The organism is Sphingobacterium sp. UDSM-2020 (assembly GCF_016132525.1).
Lineage (GTDB): Bacteria > Bacteroidota > Bacteroidia > Sphingobacteriales > Sphingobacteriaceae > Sphingobacterium > Sphingobacterium anhuiense.
In genome coordinates this window covers 4,857,986-4,869,827 of record NZ_CP066166.1, presented here as the reverse complement: position 1 = coordinate 4,869,827, position 11,842 = coordinate 4,857,986, and the positions used below count along the sequence as shown (strand labels likewise).

10 protein-coding genes are annotated in these 11,842 nt (G+C 35.6%); 7 read left to right on the top strand and 3 right to left on the bottom strand.

All coding sequences use genetic code 11. The features are described from left to right. Positions 1 to 25: 25 nt before the first annotated feature. The 7 genes from JAZ75_RS20560 to JAZ75_RS20530 all read left to right on the top strand — a co-directional run bounded on the left by JAZ75_RS20560 (position 26) and on the right by JAZ75_RS20530 (position 10,422). Entirely contained in the window at positions 26 to 475 is a 450-nt protein-coding gene (locus JAZ75_RS20560; RefSeq protein ID WP_208698078.1) for a DUF5018-related domain-containing protein, read from the top strand. A 461-nt stretch (positions 476 to 936) separates the two neighbouring features. After that, on the top strand, positions 937 to 2,328 hold the full coding sequence (locus JAZ75_RS20555; protein ID WP_208698075.1) for an RtcB family protein: 1,392 nt from the start codon (positions 937 to 939) through the stop codon (positions 2,326 to 2,328). 4 nt (positions 2,329 to 2,332) lie between these two features. Continuing rightward, on the top strand, positions 2,333 to 2,941 hold the full coding sequence (gene prfH, locus JAZ75_RS20550; RefSeq protein ID WP_208698073.1) for a peptide chain release factor H: 609 nt from the start codon (positions 2,333 to 2,335) through the stop codon (positions 2,939 to 2,941). A 343-nt stretch (positions 2,942 to 3,284) separates the two neighbouring features. Next, positions 3,285 to 3,827, top strand: a complete 543-nt coding sequence (locus JAZ75_RS20545) for an RNA polymerase sigma factor (RefSeq protein ID WP_208698071.1) — start codon at positions 3,285 to 3,287, stop codon at positions 3,825 to 3,827. A gap of 53 nt (positions 3,828 to 3,880) precedes the next feature. Further along, a complete protein-coding gene (locus tag JAZ75_RS20540) occupies positions 3,881 to 4,978 on the top strand; it encodes a FecR family protein (protein WP_208698069.1) in 1,098 nt (365 codons plus the stop codon). A 248-nt stretch (positions 4,979 to 5,226) separates the two neighbouring features. Then, positions 5,227 to 8,589, top strand: coding sequence for a TonB-dependent receptor (locus JAZ75_RS20535; RefSeq protein WP_232789280.1), 3,363 nt, complete (start codon positions 5,227 to 5,229; stop codon positions 8,587 to 8,589). 15 nt (positions 8,590 to 8,604) lie between these two features. Next, the gene (locus JAZ75_RS20530; protein ID WP_208698065.1) at positions 8,605 to 10,422 is read left to right on the top strand and encodes a RagB/SusD family nutrient uptake outer membrane protein; all 1,818 of its coding nucleotides are present in this window, start codon (positions 8,605 to 8,607) and stop codon (positions 10,420 to 10,422) included. 244 nt (positions 10,423 to 10,666) lie between these two features. Here JAZ75_RS20530 and JAZ75_RS20525 read toward each other — a convergent pair whose 3' ends face one another. The 3 genes from JAZ75_RS20525 to JAZ75_RS20515 form a co-directional block, all read right to left on the bottom strand. Next, the gene (locus tag JAZ75_RS20525) at positions 10,667 to 11,194 is read right to left on the bottom strand and encodes an STM3941 family protein (RefSeq protein WP_208698063.1); all 528 of its coding nucleotides are present in this window, start codon (positions 11,192 to 11,194) and stop codon (positions 10,667 to 10,669) included. 120 nt (positions 11,195 to 11,314) lie between these two features. Continuing rightward, the gene (locus tag JAZ75_RS20520; protein WP_208698061.1) at positions 11,315 to 11,575 is read right to left on the bottom strand and encodes an OsmC family protein; all 261 of its coding nucleotides are present in this window, start codon (positions 11,573 to 11,575) and stop codon (positions 11,315 to 11,317) included. Between the two features lie 6 nt (positions 11,576 to 11,581). After that, a complete protein-coding gene (locus JAZ75_RS20515; RefSeq protein ID WP_208698059.1) occupies positions 11,582 to 11,785 on the bottom strand; it encodes a hypothetical protein in 204 nt (67 codons plus the stop codon). Positions 11,786 to 11,842: the final 57 nt, after the last annotated feature.

Sequence of the window (11,842 nt, the reverse complement as noted above, 5' to 3'; positions counted from 1 at the left end):
TAATTTGAAAATTTTAAATAATAAAATGATGAAATATATCAAAGTATGTGTTTTCTCTTTTTTTCTACTTCACTTTTCGTTGGTTTCCTGTTTGAAACCTAGAGTTGAACTTGATGAAGGAACTTACGGAGATAAAGCTTTTATAACAACAGCCGTTCTGTTTAATTATATAGAAGTAACGAATGAACTGGGATATGGTGAGCCTGTAACAGGATATAAATACAATGCTATTCCTACTTCCTCCAATATTGTTAATCCAGAAAATGCAACAATAACGATTATTGCAGTAAAAGGAACTGATTTAAGTAAAATGGCGATTCGATTTACCCATTATGGTACAAAGATCGAACCATTGGAGGGGGCACCTGTTGCAGGTGTAGTTAGCGATTTTTCTAAAGGTTATTTCAAGTATCAAGTGTATTCTGCAGATGGAACTACACGCGAATGGAAAGTCTTGATTTCCGTTGCACAATAAATATTTTATATATAAAAGTACTTTATAGATCAGCTCCGGTATCAACCGGAGCTTTTTTAGTTCTTGACAATTATATCTAAAATTGAACATCCTCCATTAAATTAATGATTGTATACGAAAATCAAAATCATAAATTTTTTTAAAATAATTTTTACTTAATTCAAAAAAAATAATATATTTGTCACGATAAATAATAATAACCCTTTAAACGAAGAACACAAAAATGTCTATAGTTACTATAACATCCATTAACATTACTGCAAAAGATGCGGTCATGGTTCTTCGTGCCCAGATATAAAGGATTCTATCAAATCATTATATTAAAAGCCCGAAGATAATTCGGGCTTTTTTGTTTATTCTATATTTTACATGCAAATTTTCCCGAATTGACAATTATTGGAACTTGTTTCCAAATATTCACTGTGTTTTTTTAACACATTTTTCAATTTTATAATACAATCATGGGAAGTAAAATCTCAGGGAAAGACCTCATAAAATTAGGTTTTCCTCAAAATAATACAATAAATATTGGTTTAAATCAAATACAACGTTATAGAAAGCGTGAGAAGAAAGAAGCTGTCTTACAAGAATTAAGTGCGGTATTGTCTAACCCTAGCATCTTTCATCATCATGGGATTTGGGGCAAGTTAGCAGAGGGTTTGATCAAGCCTGTTGAAGTGAAAATGCAGGAGTTATTGAAACAGCGCGCTCCATTTTCCATTTTTGGAGAAGATGTGATTGATGAAAAGGCTAAATTTCAACTCTATGATGCTTTAAAACTTCCTGTTGCAGTCGCGGGCGCATTAATGCCCGATGCACATTCGGGATATGGTCTACCTATTGGGGGCGTTTTAGCTACACATCAGGCTGTTATTCCTTATGGTGTTGGTGTAGATATTGGATGTCGTATGAGTATGTCTATTTTTAATTTGCCAGCCTCGTTCATAAGAGGGAAAGATGCGATGCTCTTAAATATCTTATCAGAACACACCAAATTTGGAATGTATGAAACGCATAAAAACAAAAGTGACCATGAGTTATTCTATCGATCCGAATTTCAGGACATCCCGCTTTTAAAAAGTTTGAAAGACAAAGCTTATAAGCAACTGGGAACCTCAGGTGGTGGAAATCATTTCGTTGAATTTGGAATTATTGAACTTACACACCCCAAACCTGAATGGAAACTTGTTGCTGGTGAATACTTAGCCGTATTGTCACACAGTGGTTCTCGTGGATTGGGAGCAAATATTGCAAAACATTATACATATCTGGCTAAAAAGCAATGTCCTTTACCACGTCAAGTAGAGCACCTTGCTTGGTTAGACCTGAATACACATGATGGGCAGGAATATTGGTTAGCAATGAATTTGGCAGGAGACTATGCAAAAGCATGTCATGAAAATATCCATCAGCGGATTGCTAAGGCCTTGGGTAAGCGTATTGTAGTGACAATCGAAAATCATCACAATTTTGCATGGAAGGAAATGGTCGGTGGTCAGGAATGTATTGTACATCGTAAAGGTGCGACACCGGCAGGTAAAGGTGTTTTGGGAATTATCCCCGGATCGATGACCGCACCAGGCTACTTAGTAGAAGGCTTGGGACATGTGGGAAGTTTAAATTCCGCTTCACATGGTGCGGGACGATTATATTCGAGAGCTGATGCAAAATCTCTTTTTACCAAAACAGCAATGAGTAAAAAATTAGCCGATGCTGGTGTTCAAGTTATCGGAGGCAGTATGGACGAATCACCGATGGCCTATAAGGATATTGAAAAAGTGATGAGTTATCAAAAAGAATTAGTAACAGTTTTGGGAATTTTCAAACCAAAATTTGTTCGTATGGAAAGTTAATAAAATGGAAGTATATATTCAATTAAGTTCAGGAAAAGGACCCAAGGAGTGTGACTTTTTCCTTACAAAGGTGTTAAGTATTTTTAAAAGAGAAGCATTAGAAAAGCAGATATTGGTGACTATTGTGAGTCAAGAGCAGAGTGAGGGGGAATTAATAAGATCTGCAATTTGTAAACTAACAGGACACGATATCGATATATTTCTTCAATCGTGGACAGGTTCTTTGCAATGGACTTGTACAAGTCCATTTCGTACTTTTCATAAAAGAAAAAATTGGTTCATTGCTTTGTTTATTGTTAATGAGAAGAATGAGGTAGCAATTTCGGAAGATGATATTCTTTATCAAATGATACGAAGTTCGGGACCTGGTGGACAACATGTAAATAAAGTTAGTTCTGCTGTTCGCGCACTTCATATGCCGACAGGGTTAATGGTCGTAGCGATGGATACAAGATCCCAATTACAAAATAAAAAATTAGCAACAGAACGTCTTGCGTTAAAGATCATGAATATGCAGGATCTGACTGTTAAGCAAGAAAAAGACCTCCAATGGCATAATCATGCTGAAATAGAGCGTGGTAACCCCATCCGGGTTTTTAAAGGTTCATTATAAATTTGATAGATGGAAATGAATCACTGTTCAAAAGCCCTATGTTTAAATACCTAGGGCTTTTGTACTATAATTAGAATTTGCATTTTATATGTGGAGGTACTAATTTATCTAAATAAGCAGTCTTAGTCCGGAATTATTTCATTTTTATGTAAAACCGTAGCATCGATAGATCACTACATTTTAGTTGATTAATGAATATTTTTAATAAAAACCAGATTAAAAATGTGATTTGTTTTTTGTTAAATATTATTTTAACGCTATCTTAACACACCAATTATAACTTTGCAACTGAAGAAATGTAAAGTTCTAGTATGCAATTTAAATTGATCAAGAGTAAGAAATCATGAAGACGTGGTCTGATAGCGAATTGTTTGAGGAATTAAAGAAGGACAATAAAATGGCCTTTTCAATTTTATTCGATCGATATTCGGATATTCTTTTTCGTTTTATCCAAAAGCGGATTGAATCTATTCCAGATGTCGAAGATATAATACAGGAAGTTTTTATTTCTATGTGGAATAGACGAAGCAAAATTGAAGTGCGTGATTCCATTTATCCTTACTTATTTAAAGCGGCCAAATATGAGATGATTGATTGGCTTATTAAAAGTGAAAAAAGAAATCGTCATCTTGATTATCTTGAGATTAATAAAGATCAATATCTTATCGGCACTACCAGTGAAGATGAACTGATCGCTAAAGAACTTGCAAGGCTTTTAGAAAATGAAATGTCTCTTATGCCTGATACTATGCGTTCTGTTTTTAGACTCAGCAGGAGTGAAGATATGTCAATAAAAGACATTGCCAATCAACTTTCTTTATCTGAGCAGACTGTCAAAAATAATGTTTCTATGGCGCTGAATAGACTCAAATTTAAACTCAAATAATTATTTTACTTTTTTTCGGTACTTATTCACCCAAAGTCGGGTTATAAGGATGTATGAAGGAAAATAAACCCATAGATTCTCAAAAACAATTACTTCAGAAATATCTGGATGGTCAATGTACACCTGAAGAACATAGACTGCTTTTGAATTGGTTTTATTCAATTGAAGATGACCAGTCTCAAGAGACTTCGGATACCGAACGGATTCAATCATTAGGTAGATCAAAATCTATCGTAATGGATCAGCTAGATGTTACTTCTGATTCAAATCCAGTGAGAAAGATGTTTGACTGGAAAAGATTTTCCGTAGCGGCCGCTGTTATAGTGTTCGTGAGTATTGCTACATTATACTTCGTGAAAAATAATATTCAATTAAAGGAAGTCCATTTGGCAGCACAAATACCCGATTCTACTGGAACTTATAAAAATGATATCCTGCCTGGGTCTTCTTATGCTTATCTATCTTATAAGGGTAAAAAAAGTGAAATAAAAGACCATCAACTAAGTAAGAGTAATGTCCCGCATTCCAGCAACTATTTTGTAGAAGTACCCAATGCTGGTACATATAAATTGGAATTAGAGGATGGTACATTGGTTTGGTTAAATTCTTCTTCTACACTAGATTATCCGGATGCTTTTGGTGTAAAAGAGCGTCGGGTAAAGCTCACAGGTGAAGCTTATTTTGAAGTAAAAAAGGATAAGAATAGACCCTTCCGCATTGAAGTCGAAGGTAGTACTGTTGAAGTTCTAGGTACAAGTTTTAACATTAATGCTTATGCAGATCAAGTGAATACAACTCTTGTTGAAGGTAAAGTAAAGATTCTAAAAGGAAATCACGAACATGAGTTGCTTCCTGGAGAAGAGGCTTTGATAAAAGGTGATGAAATTAAAATCCAACAAACAGATGTTTCAAAACATATAGCTTGGCAACGAGGAGAGTTTTATTTTGACGGCAACAATCTTCAAGATATTTTATCACAGATTGCGCGATGGTATGATGTTGAAATTATTAATGCTGAAGCTTTGACCTTAAATTCATCTTATAAAGGCTCTTTAAGTCGTGAATTGAAACTTTCCGAAATTCTAAATTCATTGGCATATGTGACTAAGAAAAAATTTGAAATTGATGGACGAAAAGTAATTATAAAATAACAGAATTATAAACCTTAAAATTTGAATGATATGATCGAAACCTAACAAATACTAGTTTACGGCCAGATCCATAAAAAAAGGGAGTGTTGACGCACTCCCAAATGGAAAAAGGCAATTTATTGAAATGTGAATTCTATAGATTAATCAACCTTTAACTATTCAAAGTTATGAATTTTTTTTCTCCTATAATAATCCGGGATGATCGGAGGAGTCGACCCTATGCCTATGTTTTTAAAATCCTGCTAATTATGAAGTTAATTTGTATGCTGGTTGTGTTGTTTACACTCGGGGCCCAAGCATCGGGATATGCTCAGAATGTAAATATTTCGATGAAGAATGCGAAAATAGAGCATGTGCTGAAAGAGATATCTAAGCAGACTAAATTGCGTTTTTTTTATGACGAAAAATTACTGGAGCAGACCGATCTTGTAGATGTGTCTGTTTCTAAATCAGATGTTCGCACCGTCTTAAATCGGGCACTAAAAGGTCAAAATCTTACATTTGAGATAATGGGGGGAACAATCGTTATTACTGAAAGAAATAAAACAGATATTGAAATATCTGGTACAGTGCGTGATTCTACTGGGGTTATGCGGGGCGTAACTGTATCCGTTTTGGGAGTATCTGGGCTTTCGACAAAGACAGATGCAGATGGACGATTTTCTCTTCGTGTACCAGAAAATGGCATTTTACTTTTCCGTTTTTTAGGCTACAAAGATCAAGAGGTTCAGGTTGCAAATCAAAAGGTGATCAATATCCGAATGGAAAGCGCAGAGTCGCACTTGGATGAAGTTATTGTCGTGGGTTATGGAACTCAAAAAAGAGTCAATTTATCTGGTGCTGTTGACCAGATCAGCGAAAAGTTTTTGGATAGCAGACCGATTACTAATGTTGGCACTGGGCTACAGGGAGCTATGGCTAATCTAAACATAACGCCTACGAGTGGTAGAGCAAATAGTTCACCTGGGATTAATGTAAGGGGGTATACATCATTATCTGGCGGTGGACCATTAATTGTGATTGATGGCGTTCCGGCCACAAATGATGAATTAAACAGAATGAATCCCATTGATATTTCTAGTGTTACGGTTTTAAAAGATGCCGCATCTGCAGCAATCTATGGTAGCCGGGCAGCTTTTGGTGTGGTCTTAGTGACGACGAAAACAGGAACAAGTAAAGAGATAAAGGTAGCCGCCAATTCAATTTTTGCAGCTAAAGCAATAACTAGAACGGTTGACATCGAAGATAATCCATATGAAGTCATGAAGTATAGGAATATCATGGGTGCTCCTTGGTATAATCTTTATGATGAAAGAATGCTTGAATATGGTAAAGCTGTAAATGATGATCCTTCATTGCCACGTGTGATTGTGGATCCAACAAATCCTAATGCTTATATCTATTTAGGTTCAACGGACTGGTTCAAAGAAGTATATAAAGATATTCAGCCTTCTTACACGAACAACATCAATATATCTCAAAAAAATGAAAAGTCTTCATTTTATCTTTCTGGAGAGTATTATAGACAGAATGGTATGCTCAGAATCAGTCCGGATACTTATGATCGCTATAATTTTAGGGCTAAGGGAGATTATAAATTAACTGATTGGTTTACATTATCTAATAATACAACCTATACTGCAGATAAATATGATCAACCGTCTGCTATTGATCAAGGTTATCTTTATTGGCATAATGTTAACCGCCAACCCTCATTAAATACGGTACGCAATCCTGATGGAACCTATACAGAGGCTGGTGTAAGTATGATCGGTGCTGTTGCCGATGGAGGAAGAAGTGTTCGCAGAGTCAATGATTTTCAAAGCAGTTTTGGAGCTAAGATCGATCTACTAAAAAATGTTTGGACTTTAAATGGTGATGCAACATTTAGAAGGGTATCCGGTAAAAGTCATTATTTTGTCGTACCGCTGGAATACAGTACAGGACCAGGTCCTTTAAAACGTCAAGCTTTTAATAGTTCTGCTTCAAATGGAAGTGAAGAAACGCGTTATAATGTATATAATCTGTATTCACAGTACCAACAGACATTAAAGGATCACTATTTTTCAGTAATGGTTGGTTTTAATCAGGAAGAGCGTATTTATGAGTCGTTTTCGGCATCCCGCGATCAATTGATCGCCAATTCGCTACCTACTATTGAACTTGCAACAGGCGAACCTATTTCAATAGGTGCTTCAGATTATGCATGGTCGGTACGAGGGGCATTTGCCAGGTTAAACTACAGTTACAAAGAGCGATACATTTTTGAATCAAATCTCAGATATGACGGTTCTTCAAGATTTCCGAAAAAAGATCGATTTGCATTTAATCCATCAGTTTCTGGGGCTTGGGTGATTTCAAAAGAGAACTTCTTTGGGCCGCTAAGTTCGTCTGTTTCAAACTTGAAGTTAAGAGGATCCTATGGATCATTGGCTAATCAGGATCTTGAAGGCAACTACTATCCATATATTGCAGATATGGGAAAAGGTACAAGTATTGTATTAGATGGTAAACGCCCTGCTTATGTAACAAGTCCAGGATTAGTTTCACCCACGCTTACTTGGGAAACAGTTACGCAATCAAATTTCGGAGTAGATATCGGTCTTTTTGGTAATCAGATTTTTGGATCATTTGATTTGTATCGACGTATGACAAAAGATATGCTGACAAAAGGTAGTATATTACCAGTTGTTCTTGGTACAGGAGTTCCATTAGAGAATGCTGCAGACTTAAAAACGAAGGGTTGGGAATTAACCTTAGGATTTAATAAGGAGTTTATGGTCGGTTCTAAACCACTTTCATTTGCAACCCGATTTAATCTTGCGGACAGTAGGGCATACATCTCAAAATTTAATAACCCTAAAAATAATTTAAATGATTACTATGTAGGACAGGAGATCGGTGAAATGTGGGGATTAACTACTTTAGGTTTTTTCCAATCAGAAGCAGAAATAGAGGCGCATGCTGATCAGAATGATGTTACTTCATATCCGGGTACAAGAGGCCTCGAGCCAGGTGATCTAAAATTTGAAGATTCCAACGGAGATGGTAAAATTACTAATGGGGATTGGACATTAGCAAACCCTGGTGATTATAAAGTAATCGGTAATTATAGACAACGCTATACCTATGGACTTGATTTAACGTCAGCATGGAATGGCATAGACCTTCGTATATTTTTGCAAGGTGTTGGTAAGAGAAATTACTATCCTCCAGGTGGTGACCATTATTTTTGGGGTATCTATGCACAGCCTTGGGCGAGTTTAACAAAGTTTAACTTGGATCACTGGACGCCAGATAATCCAAATGGTTATTTACCAAGACCTAAATCATATGTAGCAGAACAGAGCGGGGTAGAGCTAGCAGCTACACAAACTAAATATTTACAAAATGCGGGCTATTTAAGGGTTAAAAATATAACGGTCGGTTATACTTTTCCAAAATCGTTGACAGATCGATGGGGAGTGGATCGCGTTCGTTTATTTGCCAGCGGCGAAAATCTTTTTGAATTTACGAAATTGATGGATTATTTAGATCCAGAGATTGTAGGGGACAGAACTGCTTATCCATTTCAAAGAACATATTCTTTGGGCTTGAATTTTAATTTTTAAATAATGAAATGTATCATGAAAAATATAAATAGATGGATAATTGTCGCGGGTACATTAATGAGTATGTTTACCCTAGTCACAAGTTGTAATGATGATTTTATGGATCGTTATCCTACTACATCAGTTACTGAAGAAGTTTTCTTTAATAATGTTTCAGATTTAAAAACTTATACCAATAGTTTTTATAACACCTTAAGTTCGCCAATTGCCGATATTGGTACCGATAATTTGGCTCATCATAATTCGGGAAGCGCTATAGATGAAATGATGAGGGGAGGTATAACACCTCAAAATGCGAGTGTATGGGGCTGGTCGACCTTGCGAAATATTAATTTTTTTTTAGAAAATTATAGTAGAGTTAAAAATGCAAGTGCAGAAGAAGTTAACCATTATGTTGGTATAGCCAAATTTTTCCGTGCTCGCTTTTATATTGATAAAGTCAATATGTATAATGATGTACCTTGGTATGGGAATACTTTAGGTACAGCAGATACTGAACCTTTACATAAAAAGCAAGACAGCAGGGCTTTGGTGGTTGATTCTATTATGGCTGACCTAGAATTTGCAGCAGCCCATATAAAACCTGACGGACACAAATCGACTGTAACTAAATGGGCTGCTTTAGCACAGCTGTCACAGTTTGCACTGCAAGAAGGTACATACCGTAAATATCATACCTACTTAGGTTTGGCTGCTAGTTCTAAAACGTTTCTAGAAAGAGCAGTATCTGCTTCGGAGAAAATCATAAATGAGGGTGGCTTCCAGATCAGTAAAGCCGGTGGTGTAGATAGAGCTTACAGAGACTTGTTTATCAGTCAAAATCTTCAGTCAAATCCGGAAACTATTATGTTTATCGATTATGATAAAGATCTAAGTATGAGACGGAATACGCATACGGTATTGGATTATGAATGGGCATTGAGTCAGACACTGATGGAGAGTTATTTGATGAAGGACGGCAGTAGATTTACCAATCAGCCTAATTATAAAACAAAAAATGTGGATGAGATATTTGTGAATAGAGATCCACGATTTGCACAAACATTTATGAAACCAGGTTTTCAATCTGTTGACGCAAAAACTCCACACCGATTGAAACCAACTTTAGGCGGGTATAATCAGATTAAGTTTTATCCAGAGGTAACAGAAATGATAGCTTGGGAGGCTTCCTACACGGATGCATTTGTATTTAGATATGCTGAGGTTTTATTAATCTATGCAGAAGCTAAAGCGGAACTTGGAATTTTGAATAGTCAAGCAGACCTGGACAAATCGATCAATGAGATTAGAGCTCGTGTTGCTATGCCAGCGATGATTTTAAGTGAAGCGATGGGTGCTGTAGATCCTATATTACAACAGTACTATCCTAATGTAAAAGGAAATGTTGGACTAATTTTAGAAGTTAGAAGAGAAAGACGGGTTGAATTAGCATGTGAAGGTCAGCGCTATCGTGATATTTTTAGATGGGAAGTTGGTGAACGTCTTGCAGATCAACAGCAAGGTATGTATGTAAAGGCGTTAGGTGCAATGGATGTCACCGGTGACGGGAATGCCGATATAGCTATATTAGAATCGGCAAAAGATACAGGTCCTATTGCTGGGTTTACTCCAGAACAACTGAAGAACATTACACTTTACTACCTCAAAGATGCAAATGGTAATAATAATAGCATTTACCTAGAGAATGGAAGTAATGGACATATTATGTTTACTGTTGCTAGGGATAATAAGAAAAACTTTATTAAAAATAAGCACTACTATTATCCTATCGCCAATAGTCAAATGGTGTTGAGTGGAAGTAACTTAGTGCAAACATTAGGTTGGGAACAATAGTAGGAAATAATCGATCTTACATAACCTTAAAAGAAGATTAAGAAGGTAATTAAGAGAAGGCTTATCTGTGATGGGATAAGCCTTCTCTATTTTTGTATTTTTATTAAATTTGGAAATTTATTAGATCGACCTTAATTAAATAATAGTGCCATAAAAGTCTTTTCGCAGAATCGGAAATGAAGGTTTCTATTATAGTATGATGGTTTTACAGGAGACCATTCATATTATTATCGAAAATGAATAACTATGCAACTTGTTGTTTCCAGTAAGATACAAACAAGTCATAGAGTTCATTTATGCTCATATCAATTTCGGAAACAGAATACATGATCTGTAATTCTTGAGATTGTTTATCAAAAGCCATATTCCAAAACATCTTGGAAAGTTTTGTTTGGTAATATGCTACATTTGTTAAGTATACAACCACCAAAGTATCGCCACCAACTTTTTGAACTTCTAAACCAGTAACATCTTTCCAGTTAATTGCTCCAATACCTCTTGATAGAGGTGAGGTTTTTCCGCTTACAGTGTTTTCATTCAATTCAAAAATTGCAGACTTATCATTCATATTTATGATACTCTTTATCACGAAAATCAGCATAATCAAAAATACAGCCCCACTAGCCACTGCTACCTTTGCTTTAAAAATATCGTCAAAAGTGCCTAATCCATAAATAAATACAATGCCCAGGACTAGACAGATCGCTCCAGAACTGATTAATAACTTTCTGCTTTTAGCTGTATCTCTAAAGATTTTAATTTCTTTGTTCATATATCATGTATGTATTAATGAACAGCGAAAGTAAAGAATTTTATCATATACCCAAGAAAATTGCGAAGTTATATGCGTTATTTATATACCTGTCTTTTATGGAAAGTACCTATTATATTTTTATTCTGCGAGGCATGTCGGCATATGCATTACAGGAAAATTGCACGAATTGGCTATAAAACAAAGTTGATTAGCTTTTTTGTGCAAATCTAACGCTAATGCAATTTGCTCCGGATTTAAAATAACCACTGCAGGTTTTAGTATTACCTCCACAAAATGGCCACTAGCATCTGAATTAACTTCTAATATTGCTTCTGCATGGTCTGTGTAAGAGATGACCTCAATGTTGTTTTGATCACAAAGATAAAGATAAGACATCATGTGGCATTAAACTAAGCTACTCAGCAAGAGATCTTCTGGATTGTATAGACTTGGATCCCCTTTGAAAGCTTTAGCTGCAGAGATTGCCAGATCACTTTTCCCTTCAATAGAAATGTGATGGCTTTTACTATAAACTTTAGATTTAGGAGAAGCTACCTTCTCTGTTGAAAACCAACTTAGTGCTACTTTAAAGATGTGCTTGAACGCCATTTTTTATTTCAAATTTAACTCCATTATACTAGATATCCAATATTAACACTAATTTGA